The 22,951-nt window shown below is 64.0% G+C and carries 12 protein-coding genes and 4 pseudogenes; 3 read left to right on the plus strand and 13 right to left on the minus strand.

Annotation, left to right across the window (positions count from 1 at the left end; translation table 11 throughout):
* Window positions 1-9 precede the first annotated feature (9 nt).
* Window positions 10-990, minus strand: coding sequence for a LysR substrate-binding domain-containing protein (locus ACE3QW_RS02780; RefSeq protein ID WP_374250342.1), 981 nt, complete (start codon window positions 988-990; stop codon window positions 10-12).
* Between the two features lie 25 nt (window positions 991-1,015).
* Entirely contained in the window at window positions 1,016-1,795 is a 780-nt protein-coding gene (locus tag ACE3QW_RS02785; protein WP_374250343.1) for a class I SAM-dependent methyltransferase, read from the minus strand.
* 159 nt (window positions 1,796-1,954) lie between these two features.
* Between ACE3QW_RS02785 and ACE3QW_RS02790 the strand changes: the two genes are divergently transcribed.
* Window positions 1,955-2,740 (plus strand): MSMEG_1061 family FMN-dependent PPOX-type flavoprotein, encoded by a 786-nt coding sequence (locus ACE3QW_RS02790; protein ID WP_374250344.1) that lies wholly within the window; start codon window positions 1,955-1,957, stop codon window positions 2,738-2,740.
* A gap of 48 nt (window positions 2,741-2,788) precedes the next feature.
* Here ACE3QW_RS02790 and ACE3QW_RS02795 read toward each other — a convergent pair.
* Together ACE3QW_RS02795 and ACE3QW_RS02800 are read right to left on the minus strand one after the other, a co-directional pair.
* Window positions 2,789-3,502, minus strand: a pseudogene (locus ACE3QW_RS02795) (2-oxoadipate dioxygenase/decarboxylase family protein).
* Window positions 3,481-3,780, minus strand: a complete 300-nt coding sequence (locus tag ACE3QW_RS02800) for a 2-oxoadipate dioxygenase/decarboxylase family protein (RefSeq protein WP_374250345.1) — start codon at window positions 3,778-3,780, stop codon at window positions 3,481-3,483. Before ACE3QW_RS02800 ends, ACE3QW_RS02795 begins: the two are co-directional and overlap by 22 nt.
* Window positions 3,781-3,941: 161 nt before the next feature.
* On the opposite strand from ACE3QW_RS02800, the gene ACE3QW_RS02805 reads away from it, so the two are divergent.
* On the plus strand, window positions 3,942-4,832 hold the full coding sequence (locus ACE3QW_RS02805) for an EamA family transporter (RefSeq protein WP_374250346.1): 891 nt from the start codon (window positions 3,942-3,944) through the stop codon (window positions 4,830-4,832).
* A gap of 461 nt (window positions 4,833-5,293) precedes the next feature.
* Window positions 5,294-6,973, plus strand: coding sequence for a thiamine pyrophosphate-binding protein (locus tag ACE3QW_RS02810; RefSeq protein ID WP_374250347.1), 1,680 nt, complete (start codon window positions 5,294-5,296; stop codon window positions 6,971-6,973).
* 204 nt (window positions 6,974-7,177) lie between these two features.
* On the opposite strand, the pseudogene ACE3QW_RS02815 reads toward ACE3QW_RS02810, so the two are convergent.
* The 9 genes and pseudogenes from ACE3QW_RS02815 to ACE3QW_RS02855 form a co-directional block, all read right to left on the minus strand.
* Window positions 7,178-7,405, minus strand: a pseudogene (locus ACE3QW_RS02815) (IS3 family transposase); the annotation flags it as partial.
* Window positions 7,383-7,616, minus strand: a pseudogene (locus ACE3QW_RS02820) (NADP-dependent oxidoreductase); the annotation flags it as partial. The pseudogenes ACE3QW_RS02820 and ACE3QW_RS02815, both read right to left, overlap by 23 nt.
* Window positions 7,617-7,831: 215 nt before the next feature.
* Window positions 7,832-8,560: an IS21-like element helper ATPase IstB gene (gene istB, locus ACE3QW_RS02825; RefSeq protein WP_374250399.1), complete on the minus strand. Its 729-nt coding sequence runs from the start codon at window positions 8,558-8,560 to the stop codon at window positions 7,832-7,834.
* Window positions 8,469-10,058 (minus strand): annotated as a pseudogene (gene istA / locus ACE3QW_RS02830) (IS21 family transposase). The gene istB and the pseudogene istA overlap by 92 nt, the downstream one beginning before the upstream one ends.
* A 189-nt stretch (window positions 10,059-10,247) precedes the next feature.
* Window positions 10,248-15,323 carry an ATP-binding protein gene (locus ACE3QW_RS02835; RefSeq protein WP_374250348.1) on the minus strand — a complete coding sequence of 1,692 codons (5,076 nt, stop codon included), beginning with the start codon at window positions 15,321-15,323 and terminating at the stop codon, window positions 10,248-10,250.
* A complete protein-coding gene (locus tag ACE3QW_RS02840; protein ID WP_282891235.1) occupies window positions 15,320-17,149 on the minus strand; it encodes a hypothetical protein in 1,830 nt (609 codons plus the stop codon). Before ACE3QW_RS02840 ends, ACE3QW_RS02835 begins: the two co-directional genes overlap by 4 nt.
* Entirely contained in the window at window positions 17,146-21,282 is a 4,137-nt protein-coding gene (locus ACE3QW_RS02845; RefSeq protein WP_374250349.1) for an NERD domain-containing protein, read from the minus strand. Before ACE3QW_RS02845 ends, ACE3QW_RS02840 begins: the two co-directional genes overlap by 4 nt.
* A 463-nt stretch (window positions 21,283-21,745) precedes the next feature.
* On the minus strand, window positions 21,746-22,465 hold the full coding sequence (locus ACE3QW_RS02850) for an SOS response-associated peptidase (protein ID WP_374250350.1): 720 nt from the start codon (window positions 22,463-22,465) through the stop codon (window positions 21,746-21,748).
* Between the two features lie 52 nt (window positions 22,466-22,517).
* Window positions 22,518-22,913, minus strand: coding sequence for a GFA family protein (locus ACE3QW_RS02855; RefSeq protein WP_374250351.1), 396 nt, complete (start codon window positions 22,911-22,913; stop codon window positions 22,518-22,520).
* Between the last annotated feature and the right edge of the window lie 38 nt (window positions 22,914-22,951).

Consider the following 22,951-nt stretch of genomic DNA (forward strand, 5'->3'; position numbering starts at 1 on the left):
CGCGCGCCCTCAAGGTTTCGAGGCAAGTTCCAGACGCAGCCAATCGCGCAGGATCGCGACCGGTTGTGCACTTTCGGCGTCCGCCATCGTGTAGAAATAATAGCCCCGCGTCGCCACCGCGAGGCTTGAATCGAGCGGCTGCACCAGCCGCCCCGTCTGTAGCTCGTCCATGATCTCGACCGGATCGGTAAGGATCACGCCCAGCCCCTCGATCGCTGCCTGGATGGCGAGAATCTGGCTGGAAAAGGACAGCGTCCGCTGTTCCCTCTGCAGGGAGAGACCGGTCGCATTGAGCCAGAGCTGCCAGTCGTCCGGCCTGTCGTCGGCTTTCAGCAAGCGATTTTTCAGGATGTCCGCGGGCGCGATGATGGCCTGTTCGATACGGCGCTGAACGGTGGGGCTGCAGGCGATGCCGAGATGCTCGGCGAACAGCTGCTCACCCTCCAGGTCCGGCCAGTCGTTGGAGCCGACGTGAATGAAGCAGTCGACCGTCGCGCTGCGTTCAACCTCGCGTCCGACGTGTGTTGCCACGCGAATCTCCACATCGGGATACAGGGCGTAGAACCGGCTCAGCCGCCCGAGGAGCCACCGCATGGCGAACGAGGCCGGCATGCTGATGGTTACGATCTGCGGACCGGAGCGCCGCCTGAATTTCTCGACCGTGCTTTCGAGCTGCTCGAAGACAGCCGTCAATCCGGGCAACAGCGCCTCGCCATCGCGCGTCAGCTCCAGCCCGCGGCCGGTGCGGCGGAACAAGGCGACCTGCAATTCCGCCTCAAGGTGCCGGATCTGGTGACTGACGGCCGATACCGTAATGCAGAGCGCATCGGCCGCACCCTGCATGTTGAGATGACGCCCAACCACCTCGAAGGTCCGCAACGCGCGCAGAGAAGGGAGCCGGTCGCGGCGCGCAGGCGAACCCGGCTTGGCCGTGGCCTCGGCACTGGCGAGCCGTTTTTCCAAGTCTGCTGGGTCGATGGCGTTCGTCACTTCGCTCCCATCACTCGGTTTCCGATCATTTGGCTCCCAACCGCGCCTTGAAGCGCAGGTGATGATAGTCAGCGATCCAGTGTCCGCGCGACGTTTTCATGGTGTGCGACATGAGCCGCGCGGCTTCTTCGCAGGCCGACTCACGCTCTTCGAGCGGCAGGGCGTCCAGGAACCAACGTCCCAGCTTCTCGATCCATGCCGTGGCGCCGGACGGCATCGGCGTCGGCCGATGGAACGTATGCACGGCATCGATTACAAAGCCGGCGGACTCAAGGGAATCGCAAAATTCCTCGGCGGTCAGGAAGTCCCACGGAATGTGCGCGCCGCCGTCGATGCCACGGCGGTCCAGCACTGCGACGAGGCCGGTGGTGATGGCGGCAATATTGCCATGACTGCCGAGCTCGGCGGCGAATCGGCCGCCCGGCTTGAGCGCACGTGCAACAGCCATTATCACAGCTGGAACAGGACGCATGAAATGGAGGGCCGCATTCGAGAATGCGGCATCGAATGCATCTTGGAATTCCAACGCCCGGCCGTCCATCAACCGGGCGTCGATGCCGTTCCGGCGCGAGGCTTCGACCATCGCCGGGTCGATGTCGATGCCGACCACCTCGGCCCCACCGGCCTGGACTAACCGCGAGAGCGTCCCGTCGCCACAGCCGACGTCGAGAATTTTCTCCCCTGCCTCCGGAGTCAGCAGCTTGATGACGGAGGTTCCGTAATCGGCGACGAAGCGGGCGTCGCAGGCAAAGTGGGGGGTCTGTGACGACGTCGTGGGCGCGAGAAGGAGGTCCTGACGATCCATTGCGCAATCTCTTGTTCAAAGAATGCTGGCTGTCGCCAGACGATAAAACGGATCGACCGGATGAAGCGTGGGAAACATCGTGCCGGAAGCGTTGGCCATGGTGCGTCCGAACGGGCGCCGGCGCCAGTACAATTGCCTTGAAGTCTTTTCAAGTCAGCCTTGGACGTTTCGCGATTTGGCGGCGCCGCGCTCTCCGGCAAATTCGTCGGAACGGCCGGGCAGCGATCGCCCGCGCTCGATTGCAAGGGCCCGCCAATGTCACCGCCCGATCAAGCCGGCTCCCCCGAAACTCCGCTCGTCTTCGGCTCCGTGGTGCGCACCGAGGCCCGGCTGCGCGAAATCGTGCCGGTGCCATCGGCAAGGATTACGTCCGCGAAGGTTCAGCACAGGCTAGACGCGCATTGCGCCATGTTCTTCAGCCTGTCGCCCTACCTCGTAATGTCTACAAGCGATGGCGAGGGCCGCTGCGATTGCTCGCCACGCGGCGGCACGCCGGGCTTCGTCAAGGTGCTCGATGACCAGCACCTCCTCATCCCCGAGCTGAGCGGTAACCGCCGCGCTGACACATTGCGCAATCTGATCCAGAACCCGCAGATCGGCCTGATGGTGCTGATACCCGGGTACGAGGACTTCCTGCGTGTCAATGGCGAGGGCTGGGTGGTCGAAGACCAAGCCGTGCTGGCGCAGGCCTCTGTCATGGGCGCAGAGCCGACCGTCGGCATCGGCGTGCGCGTTCGCGAAGCCTACATGCACTGTGCCAAGGCCGCGAAACGCTCCCGCGTCTGGGACCCAGAAGATTGGCCCGATGCCAGCCGGATTGCCGAGATGGCGGTCATCCTGCGAGATCACACCGGTGGCATTATCGGCGACGGGAGCGTTGACGCGATCCAGAAGATTCTCGACGAGAGCTATTCAAACAGGCTGTTCACCTCCTCGAAGTGGTGAAGGGCGTGGACGCGACTATCGGAGACAGGAGAGACGACGCAGCCACCATCAGCGACCGAGTGCGGCCAAGGCATCGCGGAGCGATGTGGCTTCCGTCTCGGCATAGAACTTGAGCTCGTCATGCACACTGGCTCCCAGCGCGGCCTCGAAGGCAACACGGCTTGAAGCGACGTCATAACTGTGCCGCGCGCGGGGGGGGGAACCGAGGTTCGACTGGAAAATGCCGGCGGCTCTGACCGCCAGAAAATCCTCGTAGATGATCGGCGATAGGCGGAGAAACCCGGCGGCGACCGACTTTTTCCAACGGCTGGCCCACCACCTCGCCGCGGGGGCAGCCTTGCCCTGCGTCGTGGCCTTGTAGCGGAAATAAACAAGACCCTGCGCATGCAAGGTAGGAGCATCGTCGGGGAACGCCGCGAACGCCAGCGCCAGAGCCTCGTCATATTGCTCCGGGCGCGATGCCAGGAACCGACCGAGCAGCGTATCTTAGACACGACGTCCCTCCGGCATCAGCGCGACGCCATGCTGATCGATCTCGCCGAAGCGCGCAGTATGCGTCGAGACCGACGCCTCGCCCTCCGCCGTGACAAACTCGATAGGCTCCTCCAACGCCTTGAAGCTGGTCTGACGAAGGAGAATCGGACATTGGCGCCGCGGCGGCCCTTCGATCACCTCCTTGGGCGAGATGCCCCTGACGGACATACGGCGCTGCACCGAATCGATGTCCAACGTCCGCGGCGTCAGATGATTGTCATGGCGCATATCAGGTCGTGATCGGCCGCAAGAACCTCGCCGTTGACCTCCTTGACGAGTTCGAGCAGTGCGCCGCACTGCGGGACTTCCTTCCTGTACATGTCGGACATCGCGCTTGAAAAAAGGTCGGGATTTGATCGGGAGATGCGAAATTCGACATCATTAAACCCACATCTTGTGCGCTTCGGCATGCCGGCAACGAAAATAGGCAGCTTTGGATGTATTTTTTGTCTCGAACTACGCTGCGATGACGTCAGGTACAGATAGTCGTGAGCGGCGGAAGGCACCTTTTAAATCTGTTGCAGAGCGAGTCGCAAAAATCTCAACCCGCGAATACCGTAATGCGCGCTATACCTCTCGCCGGTCTTGGGATTGGACGACAGAGCGTTGACCAGCGCTGTCGTCAGATTGCGTGAGGCCAGCACTTTGATCGAGGCGACCGCGTTTTATGCTCTGGGCTGTTTTTACGATCATCGCTGCCGCTGCGCAGACAGCCCGCAATGCCATGCAGCGGGAGCTGACAACGAAGCTCGGTACCGCTGGTGCGACGCACGTCCGCTTTCTGTTCGGCTTTCCGTTCGCCGTGCTATTCCTCATCGGCACGATGGTCGTCACCAAACTGCCGCCGCCGTCGCTTGCGACGCCCACCTTCTGGCCCTGGATCGTCCTCGGAGCGCTATCGCAGATCATCGCCACCGCACTGATGCTCTCCGTCATGAACCGCAGGTCGTTCGTGGCGGCCACGGCCTACATCAAGACCGAGCCGGTGCAGGTCGCCATCTTCGGGCTCGTGTTTCTGCACGATCAGATCGGCGCGGCAGCGGCCGTGGCAATCATCGTCGCCACTGCAGGGGTCCTGATCATGTCCATCAAGCCCGCTGCCGCGGACGCCGCCCGCCTCGGCTCGACTCTGCTCGGTCTCGGAGCGGGCGCCATGTTCGCGCTGTCGGCCATCGGCTATCGGGGAGCTATCCTCGCGCTTGCCTATCCTAACTTCGTCGTGGCGGCAACGTTTGCGCTGGTGGTCAGCCTCGCCATGCAGGCGGGGACCCTCACCTTGTTCCTTGCCCTACGCGATCCGTTCGTCCTACGCAGGATACTCCGTCTGTGGCGGCCATCCATGTTCGCGGGCTTCATGGGGGCGCTCGGATCTGCCTTCTGGTTCCTCGCATTTGCCATCACGGCCGCGTCGAATGTCAGGACGCTCGCTACTATCGAAATATTGTTTGCCCAAGGGATTTCTATAATTGTATTCCAACAAAAGCCGTCCATCCGGGATATTTGCGGATCGATATTTGTAGTTTTTGGCGTTATAATGTTGATTCATAATGCTCATTAGATATATAATGAGCGTGTCCAGTTCTGGTGGACAACGGGCATTTCGAGAAAAAACAAGGCGGATCGCACGGCATTCGATCAGTCCGATGCAAGCCGACGCTGCGCAGGCGGCCCCTTCGGAGATGAGCGTCTTCGATGCGGGCGAGGCCTGGATGGACCGCTATCTAACTGCCGGTAAAGAGGTCCATCGCATGGGCAATGCCCGCCCCGATATCGAGGCCCGCCGGGTTCTCGGGCGTCCGCCACTCACACTTGCGATGGTCTCCTCGCCGCCAGCGAAAGCGGGTGTGTCGGCCGCACCCGTAATGATGTGGTCCAAATGTGCGCCGGCCGCGGACGAGGCCGCGCCTGGGACCGCCGATCCTTCCCTTTCGACGGCGTGCGCACGGCCGCCGCCGGCACATCGCGCCCAGGCGCGGAAACAGACGCCGCTCTTGCAGCGCTCAGCGAGGAAGCAGCCAAATGACCTGCGCCCATAGGCCCCGCACTGGCGGGCAGCTCATCGTCGACCAATTGCTGGCGCAGAAAGTGGAGCGCATCACCTGCGTGCCCGGCGAGAGCTATCTGGCGGTGCTCGACGCCCTGCATGACGCCGATATCGATGTGCTGGTCTGCCGCAATGAAGGTGGGGCGGCCATGATGGCGGACGCCTGCGGCAAGATGACGGGGCGGCCCGGCATATGTTTCGTCACCCGAGGGCCGGGCGCCACCAATGCGAGCCCCGGCGTGCACATCGCCGCGCAGGATTCCACCCCGCTCATCCTGTTCGTCGGGCAGGTGGAGCGCGGCATGCGGGGGCGCGAGGCGTTCCAGGAGCTGGACTACCGAGCAGTGTTCGGCTCCATCGCCAAATGGGTGGTCGAGATTGACGCTGCTGCACGCATCCCCGAATTGGTGGCGCGCGCCTTCCGCGTCGCCATGCAGGGCCGCCCGGGCCCAGTGGTGGTTGCACTACCGGAGGATGTGCTCACCGACCTCGCGGAGGTCGCGGACGCTCCTTACGTAGAGCCGGCCGAACCCTATCCCGCCCCCGCCGACATGGCGCTCTTGGCCGATCTGCTGCGCCAAGCAGAGCGGCCGCTGGCGATCCTTGGCGGCGCCCGCTGGACACAACATGCGCGCGACGAGCTGACCGCGTTCTCCGCTCGCTGCTCGCTGCCTGTCGCTACCTCGTTCCGCCGGGCGGATCGCTTTCCCTCCGACCATCCCTGTTATGTGGGCGACGTGGGCATCGGCCCGAACCCGAAGCTCGCTTCACGGGTGAGGGAGGCGGATCTGCTGATCCTGCTGGGCGCTCGGATGTCGGAAATGCCGTCCTCCTCCTACGCGCTCCTCGACATCCCGAACCCACGCCAGAAGGTGGTGCAGGTGCATTCCGGCCCCGAGGAGCTGGGGAAAGTCTATCAGCCGGCACTGGCCGTCGAGGCGACCCCCGGTGCCTTCGCTTCGGCCCTTGCTGCCATGACGTACAGGCCGCAAGCCAAGTGGGAAGAGACCTCCTCCCAGGGTCATGCTGACTATCTTGCCTGGAGTGAAACGCCCCAGACCTTGCCCGGCGATTTCCAGTATGGTGAAGTAGTAAAGGCGCTGCGCGAGCAGATCCCGGCAGACAGCATCATCTGCAACGGAGCGGGCAATTACGCGGCTTGGCTGCACCGCTATTACCGCTTCCGGACCGGCGGCATCCAACTGGCGCCCACCTCGGGCTCCATGGGCTACGGCATCCCGGCGGGGGTGATGGCGAAACGTCAGTTTCCAGAGCGCACGGTGATCGCCTTCGCTGGGGACGGCTGCTATCTTATGAACGGGCAGGAATTTGCCACGGCTGTTCAGTATGGCATCCCGGTCATAATTGTGGTGGTGGACAACGGCATGTACGGCACCATCCGGATGCACCAGGAAATCGAATATCCCGGCCGGATCTCGGCGAGCCGTCTGGTGAACCCCGACTTCGCGGCATATGCCCGTGCCTTCCGGGGGCACGGGGAAACGGTGACGCGGACGGAGGAATTCTTCCCGGCCTATGAGCGGGCGAAAGCGAGCGGGCTGCCGGCGATCATCCACTGCAAGCTGGACCCGGAAGCGATCACGCCGGTGCAGACGCTGACGGCGATACGGGAAGAAGCGCAGAAGACAAGGTAGCTGTCGTTCCTTGCTCGGGTCCGGGCGGCCAAATCGCCGGCATGTCGACCGTAATCTGGGCAAATGCTGTAAAGGCGCGAACTCCAGCACCAGTATGCCTTCCGGACGGATTGACCCCCGAGGACCAGGGCCGTCCGGGCCGGGATGTGATCGAGGACGAAGGCCGGGCCAATGAGGTGCTGCGCTTGAACCGCCCGTAGTTTTCTAGACGCCTTCGGCGTTGGCTTTGTGCTGCCGCTCGAACTCGATGGGTGACAGCATCCCATTGCGTGCGTGCTTGCGGGTCGGATTGTCGAACATCTCGACGTAATCGAACACGTCCCGGCGTGCCTCGTCGCGCGTGCAGTAGACCTTGCGGCGGACGCGTTCGCGCTTGAGCAGGTTGAAGAAGCTCTCGGCGACGGCGTTGTCATGGCAGTTGCCGCGACGGCTCCGCCAGTGCGAAGCGGCTGTCGATCACGACCCGGATCGTGCCGTCATCGAGCAGGCATCCCGCCTCGCCAAGTTGCGCGCCGTTCGATCGGACCTGCGTCGAGGATACGGTGACGCCGCGCCGCTGCGCCTCGTCATGCCCTGCAAAGCCGAGCGGATTGACCAGAAACAGCGCGCCGCCCGGGTTCACGATTCCGAACAGGCGCTCCATGGCCGTCAGTTCGTTGCGCAGATCGCTCCCGCCGTGCAGGACATTCATGAGGCGATGGAGGTTGCGCGCTCTCAACAGGCCACGCCTGCCTGTCAATCGGCACGGAAACCTGACCCCTTATCGGCGCCGAATGTTGACCCCTGTCTGGGGCATTGACCCCACTGCCGCGGAACGTTGGTTTGGCGCAGCGGCAGTGGGGTCAATGGTGGCGGAGGTCAGGCGCGGTTCTTGAAACGCCAGCTCTCGTTTCCCGTCTCGACGATATCGCAGTGGTGGGTGAGGCGATCAAGGAGCGCGGTGGTCATCTTGGGGTCGTTGAAGACGCTCGGCCACTCGCCGAAGGCGAGGTTCGTGGTGACGATGACCGAGGTCTGCTCGTAGAGCCGGCTGACGAGGTGGAACAGGAGCTGGCCGCCGGACTGGGCGAAGGGCAGGTAGCCGAGCTCGTCGAGGACGATGAAGTCCTTGCGGGAGAGATAATCTGCTATGCGACCCTGGCGGCCGGATCGGGCCTCGGCCTCCAGCTTGTTGACGAGGTCGACCACGTTGAAGAAGCGCCCCCTGGCGCCGCCGCGGATGGCGGACCGTGCGATGGCGATGGCCAGATGGGTCTTGCCGGTTCCGGTGCCCCCGATCAGCACCACGTTGCGCTGGTGGGCGAGGAAGTTGCCGCCGGCGAGGTCGCGCACCAGGGTCTCGTTGATGGGGGTGTCATCGAACACGAAGTCGTCGATGTCCTTGGCGAGGGGCAGCTTGGCGATGGTGATCTGGTACTTGATGGAGCGGGCCTGCTTCTCGGATATCTCCGCCGACAAAAGGTCGCCGACAATGCGCTGCGGCTCATGCTGGCGTTTAACGGCGGTGGCGATGATCTCGTCGTAGGCGGCCTTCATGCCATAGAGCTTGAGCTCGCCCATGGTCTCGAGGATCTGGGAACGCTCCATCATGGGAATCTCCTCAACAGGTCGTATCGTGAGCAGTCGGCGCTCGGGGCATGGCGTAGGCGCAAGGCATCGGGCGTGATGATGGTGATGGGGGCTGCAGGCTCACGGCGTCGGGCGAGAATGTTGAGGATCACGTCGGCTGAGTGGACGCCCTGGCTGAGAGCTTCGGCGCAGGCCGCATCGACCGCGGGCAAACCGTCGCTCAGAACGCTGGTGAGGATGTCCACCATCTGCGGGTCCCCATCGGTGGCACCGGCGAGCTTGCGCCGGACGCGATCGAGGCTCGTGGGCAGAACCCAGTCCTTAAACGGAGCGCCGTTCCTGAGGGCGCCGGGCTTGCGCGCCAGGACCGGCACATAGTGCCAGGGATCGAAGATGGTCTGGTCCCGGCCGAAGCAGCGCGGGTGGGAGCCAACCAGCCGCCCATCCTGGCGCAGCTCGATCCGCTCCGCATAGGCCCGGACCTCGACCGGGCGCCCCACGGCGCTGGCACAGACCGAGTAGCGGTTGTTATCGAAGCGGACCAGGCAGGTCTTCGATACGGAGGCCGGGACAGCGTGGAAGCCGTCGAACCGCTCGGCATAGGGCACCAGGGTTGGACGCTCGGCCTCGAACGCCTGCCAGATGGTCTCCTCCCGCCGCTCGGGGTGCGGATGGCCCTTGGCGTAGGCGATGCACTGGTCCAGCAGCCACGCGTTCAACTCGTCGTAGCTCTTCACCCGAAGCCGGGGGTGAAGAAACGCTCCCGCGCCACCCCGACCTGGTTCTCCACCTGGCCCTTCTCCCAGCCGGACGCCGGGGTGCAGGCGACTGGATCCACCAGGTAATGGCTGCACATCTGCAGGAAGCGGCGATTATAGGCCCTCTCCTTGCCCACGAAGATCGCATCGACCGCAGTCTTCATGTTGTCGTAGATGCCGCGCGTGCAGCAGCCGTTGAAGAAGGCGAAGGCCCGATCGTGGGCGTCGAACACCATCTCCTGTGTCTCGCGCGGATAAGCCCGCACGAACAGCATCCGCGAATGGCACAGCCGCACATGGGCGACGCGCACCGACACCGTGGTGCCGTTGATCAGGACGATCTCGTGGCTCCAGTCGAACTGGTAGGCCTCGCCGGGCGCGAAGCTCAGGGGCACGTAGGCCGCAGCCGTCATCGTCGCCTGCACCCGCCGCCAGCCCTTCGCATAGCGGCGTAGCGCATCGTAGCTGCCCTCATACCCCTGGCTGCGCAGATCCTCGAAGATACGGATCAGCGTCAGCCGCTCCCGCGCCGGCTTCCCTTCGTTCCCGGCGAGCAGCCCATCCAGGGCCTCCCGCCAGGGCCCGATCCGCGGCAGCGGCTGCACCTCTCGCTCGTAGCTGAAGGCCGTCGCTCCGGTCCTCAGAACCTTGCGCACCGTGTTCCGCGAGACGTGCAGCTCCCGCACGATCTGCTTGATCGACTTGCCGCGCATGAAATGCTCGCGCCGGATCCGTGCAATCGTATCCACGCCCTTCATCCCCAGCCCGCCCGTCGCAACCAAACGACGGACCATGAGCCAAGAGGGGGGTCAAAATTACACGCCGATCCCCCTCACAACGGGGTCAATCTTCCATGCCGAAACACACAGACGGGATTGGTCCGCCGATTTGAGCGAGACGGACATTAAGTGGTCTCTTGCGTCACCATCCGCTGACTAAATCTCATGCTACGTGGAGCTTAGACGAAGCGAGATAGGCTTTTGCGAAACCGCCGAGAAAAACATCGCGTGATAGGGCTCAAGCGCCTTCAGCCGGTCGGCGGTCCGCTGTTGGTCGGCAGTCGGACCTGTGTTGCGGGCAAGAGTTCGCGCGTCGGCCTCTGTCACCCTAAGCACCAGATAGTTCGCGACCGCCTCGAAGAGGGTGCCGTCAAAATCTCGGACGCCCTGCGAAGCGAGGACGAGAGCGAGGCCGTACTTTCGGCACTCCTTCGCCAGCTTAGGGATGAGCTTTAGCTTAGCTGCGCGATGCGCTTCGTCGAAAATGATCGCGTGGGTCATTCTTTCCTGGACGCCACGCCGAAACATGTCCTTGTAAACGCTATAGAGCACGAATGACGAGAACGCCCGCTGCACGATCTCGTTGGTACTTAGGTGCACCCGTATGAGAGTCGGCCGACGATCGAGCAAGATACCGGCGTCGCCACCCTCTCCGTCGAAGAACCCATAGTCGTCCAGTTCCTGCAGCCGCGCCAGCAGGTTCTGGTTTGGCTTCGGCCGCGACTTCAGGATGTCCAGGAAGATGCGAAACCGCGGCGGTTGCGGGCGCCCGACACCGCGCTCGTTCCATCGCAGATCGTCGTAACTCTGCTTGATCGCCCCTCGAAGTTCCTCAAGCTGGATCTCGCCCAGATCCGGGAAGATCGAGGAGAAGATGTCGCGTAACGTTCCCGCCACATCAATGTATGCCGTCTGACTTGCCGAGTCGACGCGGAGCGGATTGAATCCCAGGCCGTCGAAGTCGATCGTCCGCATCTGCCCAATTGCGTCGGTCAGCTTCTCGTCGATGTCGTCGTGATAGGAGAAGATCACCGGAGCTATGCCGGCCTCGGTCAGCTGCCTGCACATGTTGATCAGCGCCGTCGTCTTGCCCATCCCAGGAAGGCCGACCATCATCATATGGGGATTGCTGCGGATCGACACGGACCAGTCGATTGGGGCCTGAGCGAGCGATTCGCCGAGCCGGATTTCAACCGGGTCCACTACCAACTTCGCCGGCGGCATCTCGCCGCCGGCTTCCCGGCTCGCGAGGTTTTGTCCATTGTTCGGAGTCGCGGTAACGGCCGGCTGAAACTCTTCAGACGCGCTGGCAGCCGCTTCGGGCGCTTCAGGGTCGGCGGTATAACCGACTCCATCAGTCCGCGCTGTTTCAGATGGTTCCTCGCCTTTGTCGGGCCACGCGTCCCAAGCCGCAAGCTCCGCTGCACCGCCATTCGCTTCATCGACAATCGCCGCAGTCTCCGAGCTGTCGGCCGGAGCGAACGGGAGCACCACAATGCCAGGCGCGCCACCGATCTCGGCCGGCAGAATCGTCGGACCGAACAGCCAGAGGGCGGTGTCGCTCCGCTCCGGATAGACGCGCTCCACCTGCCCGGAGCGATGCTCGGGGCAAAACACGTAGCCCACATCGGGGTCGGCGACGGTTCCCGGCTGATAGTTCTCTCTCAGCAGCATCTGATCAATCTCTGCGCGCAGTCGCGTCGAGGCCGAAGGCGATAGCCTGTGACGGCTCGCCCGATCGACATAGAAGCGCATCAGCTTCGCGAGTTGCGCCCGCCTCACGACCCGATCGAGCGGTTTGAGCCCAGAGCCGAAAAACCATTCGGTCCATCGCTCGCGCAAGTCACGTGTCTGCGCCACCATATGCGCGAGCATCTCAGGCTGTCTCGCCGTCCTCAGGTGCCTTCGATGTTTGACCTCGACGAACCTGAATTCGAGCGGTCCGCGAAGGGGAGCGCTCACATGGATGAAGTCGGCGCGGCGCGCGGACTCCCCCTCGACTGCTGGCATCCCGACGATAGGTGCGTGGTCGGCGATCTCATCGACCGGAATGAGCACTCCCTGCGCCATGTTGAGCCATGGCCCCTTCTGCTCGCCGCCGGCCACGCAATGGGCATACGTCAGCGCGAGCGCAATCAGCTCGCCCGTGCGTGTCCCGCCGTCGGCTAGCCTTATGGCCAGCCGGCCGCTCAGCGCCTTCAGCTGAGCGACCAGGAATCGACTGTTCCGCTCGCTGCTGCTCAGGCCCATATCTCCGAGCGCCTCGTCGACCAAGTCGCGGACCGCGTCGAGCTTCGACGTGGAGGTGACGAGCTGCATCGCCGTGAGGTCCGTTCGCTCCGGAACGGTGTCGATCACGAAGCGCTCGTAGGCGTCTGGGCTGTCCTGAGGAGAATCGAAGTAGTCCAGCGCAGCATTGCGATCGAGCGTGATCACCCAGTCGCTCTGATCATGCATGAGCTCGATCCGACGACGATCTTCTGCCGACAGGCGCGTCTTGAGCACCGGCCAATCGTCGCTCGTCCCGCCAAGCGATCGGGCGGTCGCGCGAGCCGTGGCTCGATCGATGCGGCGAAGCCGATCGCTCGAGGTGCGGCCTTCGGGGGCCGCCTCGCCAGCAACTTCCGGTGCGGCATATGTCATCCACTCGTGCGTTTCGTCCGGCACAGCGCGCCGCTCCAGCGCGCGCAGAAGTCCCCAGGCGTGCAGCGGCCTGACGTCCGATATCGACGAGGCCGGAACAGTACTGAGGCCCGTGCCGAACAGGTCGAACGCCAAGCTGACATGCGAGGCGCGCATTCGCCTCCAGACCTCGGCATTGTCTATCTCGGGCTCCTCGTGCTTGGCCCATCTAAGGCGCGGCATCAGAACCTCTCCAGGACGCGCCGCGGTCTCGGCGAGCCAGCGGTCCCTCTGATCGACAGGTGGTCCTCCGATGCGCCGTCGCTGCCCCACGGCGGAGAGGAAGTGGCCAGCACCCCCGGAGCTAGGGGCGTGGAAGAGGTCTAGCGTGAAGCACAGTGGCGACTTGGCTTCTTCGTCCTCGTTCAGCCCCGCCGCCTCGAGAGTCTTGCCAAGCGCGCGGGCCACTGTCAGGCCGTCGCCAGCGCGCCAAGCCTGTATAGCCAGCATGTCCGGCCGTTCACCGCTCGCGCCGCCATAGCAGTCGAGATAGTGCCCGAGCTCCCGGGCGATTGCGGCGGCGCTCGCGTGTCCGATCGACGGCGCGGTCACTGTCCCGGCGCCCAGGCATGCCGCGAGCAGCGCTGTCGCCGCCTTCGGCTCGCTCTCGCCATCCACGGTCATCGCAACGGTGTGGAACCCAATGACGTCTGCGAACACGAAGCCCGCCCCTCCATCGCCGGGCAGCGCGAATGGGAAGAACGCCGAGTCGATCGGCCGGACCGACTCCAGGACGTGTCCCGGCGGCAGCTGCTGTTCGAACCTGGAGTGCGCGACTACCTGATCGTAGTGCGCGTGCCAGGCGAAGCGGAGTGGATGAAGAGGTGTGACGAGCAGCCCGACGACCTTCTCCGACTGAGTCCGCACCTCAACCGTTCCGTGCCTTGCGAGGGCCGGATCGCCCGCTTCCAGCGCCTTCTCCCAGGCATTGATGTAATTGTCCGCAGCCTGCCAGCCAGACGCGATCACGATGCCCAATAGGCCCACACTGCCCAGATCCGACGCGAGCTTGCGGCTCGCGTCACGCGCCCGCTCGGTTGCAGCGCTGCGGTCCTCCGGCTCGATCTCGACGAACTGCAGCTCACCGACAGGAGATCCATCGGCGCGGACGGTCTGCGACCAGTAGCCGATCGCCCCGCTGCGCTTCTTCCAGTCCTGCTCCACCGCCCGGAGCAGCGATGGGCGAAACACGCGCGACCCTCGGGTCCCCGTTTCTCCCTTCCACGTGAGGAAGCCCTTCTTGTCCTCGACCGCGCGCTCCGCCGCTCCTGGCCCACCGACTAAGGCGTCGAAGGCAGCGCGTTCACCGACGACGATAGCTCCTTCGACGAGCGTGCGGACCTCCTGCCCGGACGAGCTGGTCAGTTCTTTGACCGTCTCGCCGAACTCCAGAATGAACGGCTCACTTTGAGTAGGCTCGACGGCCTCCTGGCCCATCGCCGCGATTTCCACGACGGCGTCGAACCTCTCAGTCCCTTCTAGGTCCTCGAAGTCGTCCACGGTGATCGAGACTTGCTGGTTCCGATGATCGCGATGATGGACCGATCGCACCGCCAGCACGTCCTCCCCGGCGATCACGGACACCCGATACTCGACGCTCCCTGCGGCCAACTCTTCGGGATCGGTAGTCCAGCGCACGGTCAGTTGCGCACGGTCCTTCGGGGAGGCATTTCGGTCCAGCACCAGTCGCGGCGCGCTATCCTCGCCATCGGGCTTCGTCAGCCCGGACCACTTGAGCACGTTACCCTTCGCGTCGCGCCAGGACGTCAGCCGAAGACGCCGCAGCTCCTCGCTGGCGAAACCAGGCATGATAGCGCCGAGCCAAAGATCCGGGCGCTCCTCGATCCGCCTCGCGGCCTCTTCTGGACTCATTCCAGCGGCGAGACGCAGCGCCTGCTCCAGCGCAGGACCCCGATCCTCCGAGTTCTCCAATTGGAGGCTTCGGACGCGTTCGGCTATCGCGCGGGTATCGCTGACGTAGAGCAGCCGGTCAGCAAGCTCGGCCGACACATCCAGGTCGCTCGTAGACGGATCCTCGTTGCTGGCGATCGGCCAAAGACCGATCCGCGCGAGCGCTCCGCCCATGTTCTCAGCGGCGCTGATGCAGAAGTCGAACCTCGACCACGGCGTGAGCCTCCTGCGGCGGCCAAGGCGCTCGGCGCGCCACATGGCGCCGTCCAGCACGGCCGTGCGCCCAGCAAGCGGCTTTCGCGCGAGCCTCAAGGCCTCGCGGAACAGTTCTGCCTCTCCGATCTCCCTTCCGGCGCTGTAGATGCCATCCAAGCCGGCCCCGGCGCGAAGTGGATCGATTAGAAGCAATACGGCATCCGCCTTGTCCTCGCGCTGCTCCACCGCCTGATCGGCAGTGATGCGGCGGTTCCCGGCGACGTCAATGACCGCGTTCACGGTCCAGCCAGCCACCTCGAACGCATCGCTGTCGGCGAGCGCGTCGACCTGCTCGGAGGTCAGGCATCGCATGAAGGCGACCGCGCCCGGCGTCGGCCGTCCGAGGCGGTTGGCGACGGCCTGGGCGAGATGGGTGACATGACGGGGGCCGATCACGCCGCATTCTCCTGTCCAGCTAGGTCCTGGCTCGCGCGATACCGCCAGCGGATCTTCTTCATGCGCTCTGCGTCGTTCACTCCGACGAGCAGCCCGAGATCCCTCAGTCGCCGCTCAAACATGCGGCGATTGCGCTGAAGAACCTCGCTCGGGACGGCCAGGTTCGGAGGCGCGCGGTCGATGTGGAAACCATATCGCTCACGAAGGATCGTCAGGAACTCCGGATAGGACAGAGGCCGCTCCTTGCGCCCCTTGCCCGTCAGCCTGACATGACGGTGGACCAGATACTCGATTGCCGGGTTTGTAAGGACGAACGACAGCGCATCGCCCCGGCGCCCCTGGCCCTTCCGCCTCGTCTGGTGGAGCATGACCTTCCGCCGCTTTGCCAAGCCGTTAACTTCGTCGATCATCAGAGCGGATGTGAGGAAGTTATTCAGGCGTTCCTTGCCGCTGTTCGACGATTCCGCGAACGCGGCGCTGAGCGCCTCCGCCAGGGCACGCCCGGCATCGCCGTCCGCGGCCTGTTCCCCGAGCAGCGCGCGCAGCTCGAGCTCGTCGGCTTCGTCGGATGCGTCGCGAAGCTTCTGCGCGGTCTTGCGGAAAAAGCGTCGAGCGTCCGACGCCTCCTCATGGCTTCCGTTGAGGAGACTTCCTGTCAGATTCAGCCATTCGGTCGCGTCCGGCGAGGTCGGCGGCAGCTTGCGCCGGTCTAGCTCAGACTCGCTGCGAACATAGTGGTCTAGGAGCCTTGCATGCATCAGCACTGCTGGAAGCCGGTTCAGCGCCTGTCGAAGGAGGAAACCCGATTCCTCCGAGGTGGCGCGAAGGTCCGGGTCGGACCCGCTAGAACAGTCGAAGAATAGAGGTAACGGCGTCACGTCGTCCGCTTCGGGGATCTTGCCCAAGGTGGCCCAGCGGTTCATTATCTCCACCGAGGCGGTGAGAACGCTAGTCAGGCCGATCGCGAGCGCGGACTCCAGCATCTGGAGAAGGGCAGCTCGTGGCACGGAACCCCCGGCAGCGTAGCAGTCGAGGAACACGAGAAGATCGTCCCGGAAGTCTTCCGCGGCCTTAGCGGCAATGGGTCGCTGGTTCGGAATAGGACCGGGGTTATTCCGCCCAACCGCCTTGGATGGCGCACCGCCGCATCCCTGAGCCAGCCGCACGGTGACGAGCTGGTCAAGCGGTAGGTCCGTCGCCTCGTCGAACTCATCTGATCCGAGGTCGCTCTTCGTCCCCGATGTGGACGTCCCCGGCGCCAACGCACGCAAAAGGTCGTTATCCTGGATCCGCGCGCCGACGCGGTAGCGTCCGCGTTCCGCGAAGGGCAGGACTGTCTCCCCTTCTTCCTGATCGCTCAGCAGCGCCGTGATCATCTCCGGCACGCCGCGGAGGTTCGCCGCGCTCACAGGAAGGTCGATCCATGACGCATAGTAGTGGTTCGCGAAGCAGCGCTGGACCTGCTCGCCGTGGGATTCTGAACGCCGCCGGTTCTCGAGAATAGACGTAAGAAGGAAATCGCCTAGGATGGCCCTGCCCGAGGCCATGTTGAAGCCATCGATGGCTGGGTTCTCGATCAGCTTGTCGACTGTGCTCGCGATCGTCGGCGCGCCCGCGTCCTCGCCGCCATAGGTGGCAGCGAACTGTCCCTTGCCGCGCCGACTGCCCCAGCGGAACAGGTATAGCATCATGGGCAGTACGGCGCCGACCGAGAAGTCCTGCGGCGTGAAGGGGAACACCGGGGAGTAGTTGCTGGTCCAAATCTGCGCCGTCATCTGGCTTCCGAGAACCGACTCGATCACCTGCCGCGTACCTTTGGCCATCATTCCGCCCCGCCCGTGAGGAATATCGTCTGTCTGCCCGCGCGGTCGGCAACGCCGAGCTCGCGCACCGCGCCGCTTTCGACTGGATTCCAAGCCTTCAGGCTGCGCTCATCCTCCTGGGCGATACGGCTGGTGAATACTCCGAGATTTGCGAACACGTCGTCCGAGAACGCGTCGAGAATCTGCACGCCGTCGGCGAGATCCATCAGCAGCGAGTAGAGTTCGAGGGGCACGGTCAGCTGCTCCGCACCGCCGTTATCCCGCTCATATCCGAGCACGAGGAAGCGGTGCAGCGTCTCGAGGCCGGCGACCGAATGGAACCGCTCCGCCGCTAGCGTGAAATTCGAAGCCGCCTTCTCGACCCAGAAGGCGGTCTCGGTCGGCGTGCGCGGAAGAACGCGAATCGGCACCCTGTCCGCGTCTCGGTATGACACCTCGGGAAGCGCCTCCAGACGCGAGAGCCCGCTGCATAGCCGTCGCTTGATGCGATCGCGCTCGATCTCCGAAAAAAGCGGAAAATTCCTAAACTCGCTGGCGCGACGGCCGTCCCTTAGCGTGAGCGCGTGATCGTCACCACCGACTGCCTCGACCTGATCCTTCGACCAACTAAGATAGGCCCGGCGCCGAGCGCTCCTGAGCGAAAGCGGACGCCCCACGACATCCCGGAAGCGCGGCGCGCCGTGCGCCGCGTGAGGTGCGCCCTTGCCAACGAGGTATCTATCGACCCGCGCGTGCCCCTCGAGCGCCGGATCTAGGCGAGCCAGCTCACTCAGAAGCTCTCCCTGCCTCGCGCGGGACTGCGGGTTGAAAGCATGATCGGCGGGATCGTGCGGAAGAAGCTCGGGATTCTCGTGAAGATCGTCGCAGCAGTCCAAACCAAACAGGATATAGCTGATTGCGGCCTTGAGCTCCCGAGCGGTGATATGGATCTCGTTGCGCTGATGCACCGTCTGCAGAGCCTCTGTCAGGCGTCGGCGCACCCACACACCCTCCGCCAGCACCGCCGGGTCGGAGCTCGCCCCCATCATGTCGGCGGAACGCCGCATGGAACACCGCGCATTGGCTGAGCAGGTGCGACAAGGCGCCCAGATATCGGGGGCGCGTTCGCCGCCCACCAGCCTAGCGACGAGCTCGTCCACAAAGCGGGTCGAGATCTCCCGTCGCTCGAGATCCAGGCCACCAACGAGCGAGCGGTTATTCAGCTCGACGAGCCGAACGTGCGAGGCGAGGCCCTCGTCCTGCTGGGTCAGGGCCGCCGTGAGCGCCAGCGTAAGCGACCTCTCACCGTGCCGCATCTCAGCCTGTTCAATCCATTCCATGAGCCGGCCATCGTTCACGGCGACGAGATGGACGCTCCCGTTCACTGGCGCCCGATCCATGAACGGCGCGAAAAGCTCGTCCAGCAGTTCGTCGGCCGAGCGCCCCTTCCAGCTGGCAGCGCCGTCCAGGTTGATCATCGCTTTCCGGCCGGCGAGCATCCCAGTCCAGACGCGTTCACTCGACTGCGGCGGAGAGCCTCCGAGTGTCTGGACGAGGCGCTGGAGATAGGCCGTCTTCCCGTCGCCGGCGTTGCCGCACAGGATCACGAGAGAAACGTTCCCGGCTCTGATCTCTTCCGGAAGGATCTCGTCAAGACCGGTCGCGACGTAGGTGTCAAACGCGAACTCGGTATCGAGACCGCGGGTCTCGGCATTCCCGAAGCGCGAACCCGGGTAAGTACTCAGGATGTCTCTGACCCGCGGCACGACGTTGGGCCTGAGTTCGAGCTGGGCGGGCTCGGGCGCGAAGCGCGCCTGCGTCTTCGCCACGTCCACCCGGCGGGGCTTCGCCTCGCGCACGGCCGCTAGCGCGGCGCTCGCGTTGGCGAAGCGTCCCGCTGCCGGTCCGGTTGCTCGGTCAAAGATTGGCACCAGCGTCGGAAACGAGGCCTTCTCATTTTCGGTCCAAGCGAGGCCCGCTCCGCTGGCGGCCAAGGTGGGAGGACGATCCGTTATCGCGTGGAAGAACGACGCAGCAAGACTGTAGATATCGTCTCGCGCCAAGACCTCGGCGCCGTCCTGTCGCTCTGGCGAAGCGTAGATTAGAGTGCCGATTCCGCGCGGGACATGTCCATTGGGCCCCGAGAGGTCGTAGTCGATCAGCATGACGTGGGATTCATCTACAAGGATGTTCGATAGGCTGACGTCCCCATGTACCCAGCCTTGGACGTGCAGCGCCTCAAGCGCCTCGCAGAGCCTCTCGAACCACTCGAGCACCAGCCCTTCGGTGGTGGCGGCTTCGCCAACCTGAGCGATGAAGTCGAGATCGCCCCGCCATGCGTCGAGCGGCGAGCCCTGGCTCCATCGAAGCAGGGCCATTAGGCCGCTGGCCGTCCACTCGCTCGCGCACTCCAGGATGTTCGAGAGCCCAGGATGCAGGGAGAAGGTCCGCATCCGCTGATACGCGGCCAGCGATGTGGGCCCGAACTCCGGATTGAAAGCAGCCTTGCCGACGAAGGTGCCTATCGGGTCCCCCGCGGCATCAACCTGCTCGAGCTTGAAAGTCCGCGCGACGCTCCCCTGACCTAGGACGGCGACGACGCGATACCTGTTGCTATTCCATTCAAAGGTGTGGCCTTCGTCCCAGCGTGAGACCGAGACGGGATCTGAGGACGAGGGCGTCGGCTCCGGCGAAATGTCCATGCCGTCTTCGCCATCGACTTCGATCAGCTCGAGAAGCTCGGCAATTCCCGGACGACGGCTGGGATCGGGATCGCAGCCGAGAAGCAGCGCGGCGCGGATCTCGTGGTCTGCCGGGTCGGCGAAGAGCTCGGCGAGCACGGCGCAGAGGCTATAGAGGTCCGACTTCGGCGTAGCAGCTGCAAGACCGCCGGACACGACCTCCGGCGCGGCGTAGGAGCCGGTCTCGTCGCCCACCTGATCCGGGCTGACTGTCTGGGCAGGCGTGAGCCTGGCCCACCGCCAGCCGGCGAAGAGCGGGCTGTTGTCGGCCCGCACGCGCAGGCTCTCGCCATCAAGCGCGCGGTGGAGCAGCGCTCCGTCCTCCGTGTCGAGGAACTCGGAAAGTGCCAGCAGCGAGCGCTTGGCGAAGTCGAGACGTTCGGCCGAGGTCCAATCGGGGCTGGACGAAAGAACCGAGACTGGGTTCGCTGCGCTATCGCCGACGCTGAAGAAGTACATTTCCCCCGCGTAGTTGGGCACCGCCTGCCAGGTGTCCACCAGGCTTGGAAGGTGAGCGGACTTCTGGAAGCGCTGGAGGACGTCGAACTCCCGCCGTGCCCGACGCTCGGTGAGTACCGCGGCCTGCCCGACCGGAGCCGCGGACAGGTCATAGGTGTGCAAGAGCACGCGGTCCCCCGTCCAGGGATCCCGTGCCGTGAAGATGCGCTGGAAGCGGTCCTGCTCATCGGTGAGTAGTCGCAGCTCGTCGAAGCGGCCCAACCGCTTAAGTCGGTCCGGTTCGCCGAGGTTGTATCGCTCGGCCAGCAGGTCGGCCAACCGCCGCGCGTCCACCGCGCCGGCGGAAGCCGGATTAGAGACTAGGTCGGCAACGTCCTTGAGGCCATAAGCCACGACGCCCATGGGATGACGCGGAAGACGACCGCCCTTCCGAAGGCTCGCCGCCTCCTTCGTGAGTAGAAAGGCCGCAGCGACGAAGCCCGTCCGCGGATCGCCGGACTTTAGACGCCCTGCGATGCGCTTCGACTTGGCGACGATAAGCTCCGCCGCCGGATCTGCCAGGTCGACCCGGCGCAGCGCCGATGTGTCCCAGTGCTTGACCTCGACGACGACGGCTCCGCCGGGACCGATGACCACCACGTCTATCTCGTCGGCCTGCCCGCGCAGGTTGGGATGCGTCAGGTTGGTCAAGACGTAGGCGGTGCCCTCGCCGTCGCGCCGCCTGAGCTCCTGGTAAATCGCGTTGAACGCCTTCAACTCGCTCGCGTTCGCGAACGGCCCGCACGGCACATGAATTACGCGCAAGCCAATCCCCCCCACCTGCGGACCGTCCTCGTCCATCCCCCGGCCAAGCGGCGATCGTCGAGGAACACACCCCAATCCTAAAAACTCGACCGCCGGACGTCGCGGCGAGACAAGAGCCAGATCAACCTTAAGCTGAAGAGAAAGCTTCGGCAATTCGCTCTCTGCCGACGTCAGCGAGTGGACTCATCCAGCGCTCGGCTAGAGCGCGCGAGAAGGCTAACAAATAGGCAATAGTCGGCGATCGACATCACGAATAGATCGAGGCCGCGTGCGGGCCGAGCCGTGAACAGCGCGGTCACTGGAGCGCATAAAATCATCCACGTCGCGTCGGAAATCAACAGATTTATTTGATACATTCCCACGGTACATCAATAAAACTACACCGCGTGACCAATCGGCCCCTGAGTGATGCGTCGATTATTTCAGATAATCTCCACATCAGTCTTATCGCTACAAAATGAACGAACGGCCGGCTTCGGGATAGGTCGCACGGTCGTTTTACGGCGGAGAAGGGGCGCAAAGCGGACGTCCCCCCAGAGGGCACTCGAGGGGCAGCTAACGGTCAGGAGGAGCCGGAAGACCGATCCTGAATCTTGTTGTTTCAGTGGTCCTCCTGCTAAGGCTCATCGAGCTTGACGCCTCGCGCCACGATCTGTAGCGCGCCAGCAGGTAGCGGGCGTTGCAGCGCCTTCGCGTCCTGCCACGGCGCACGCATCCAAAAGTCGATCTCCTCCGCCTCCGTTAGGATCACCGGCATCGCCTTCGGATGGATGCTGGCGACCGGCTCGCTTGGCTCGGTCGTCAGAAAACCGAATAGGCCGATTGTCTCGACGCCCGTCTTCATCTTGCGGACGCAGGCCCATCCAGCCGTCCAGATGCCGGCGAACACGGCCAGCGGGCGTTCCTCCGAGAAGGCGAACCACATGTCCCCGCCGGCGGCCTTGTTGAACTCGCTGAAGCTCGTGAAGGGCACAAGGCAGCGGTTCTCCGGCCCGAGCCAGCGCTGCCAGTGCTTGCTCGCCGTGTTGCGGATGTTGGTCGTGCCAGCATCCGGCTCCAGGCGCAGGAGCTCCTTGAAATCGACCGGCTGTCCCTTGGCCTCCAGTTTCGCCGCCCGCTTCTTCGCCGCTTCCATGAGCGCCAGCTGCGACGACGGCATGCCCCATCGGGCCATGGCAATCTCGCGCACACCGTCGTCGCCTGTCCGGACGATGGGCGCCTCATAGTCTGGGAAGATCCCCGGCTGCGGCGGCAGATTGCCCGCGAGGTTCCGCGTCGCGCGCACCAGATCGATAATCGCCTGGACGTTCGAGGTGTGGCTGTAGAGGTTGCACATGGGCCGAGGCTACGGCACAGCGCCGGGCGCGCAAGCTATTAGACGAGGCGGGTCAGCCCTCAGGTGGTGCCCCAGCCCAAGCCTTGATTTGGTCGTCCAGCTTGGTCCACGACAGCTTGTCGTGGATGAACCAGTTCTCCGATGGCGGGCAGACGTTGGGGTCGTCCAAAGATCCTGCTGTGATCCAGACGGTTCCGGGGGCCGAATCGAATGTGAAAGTCAATGGGCTGCCACAGGTGCCGCAATGCGTGCGTACCGCTTGCTCAGACGATCGATATCGGACCAAGTTCCCGGTCTCGGCATAGAACGACGTTTGATCCACGGCAACGTAGGTAAGAAAAGATGCGCCGCTTTGGCGACGGCACATTCCGCAGTGGCAGTTAACCGAGATCGTAGGCTTCCCTTTCAGGTGGTATCGGAAGGAGCCGCACAAACAACCTCCTTGCATGGGATAGTCCCCTGATGATCTGCCTCATTGCGCCTGGG

The organism is Xanthobacter sp., assembly GCF_041911315.1.
GTDB lineage: Bacteria > Pseudomonadota > Alphaproteobacteria > Rhizobiales > Xanthobacteraceae > Xanthobacter > Xanthobacter aminoxidans.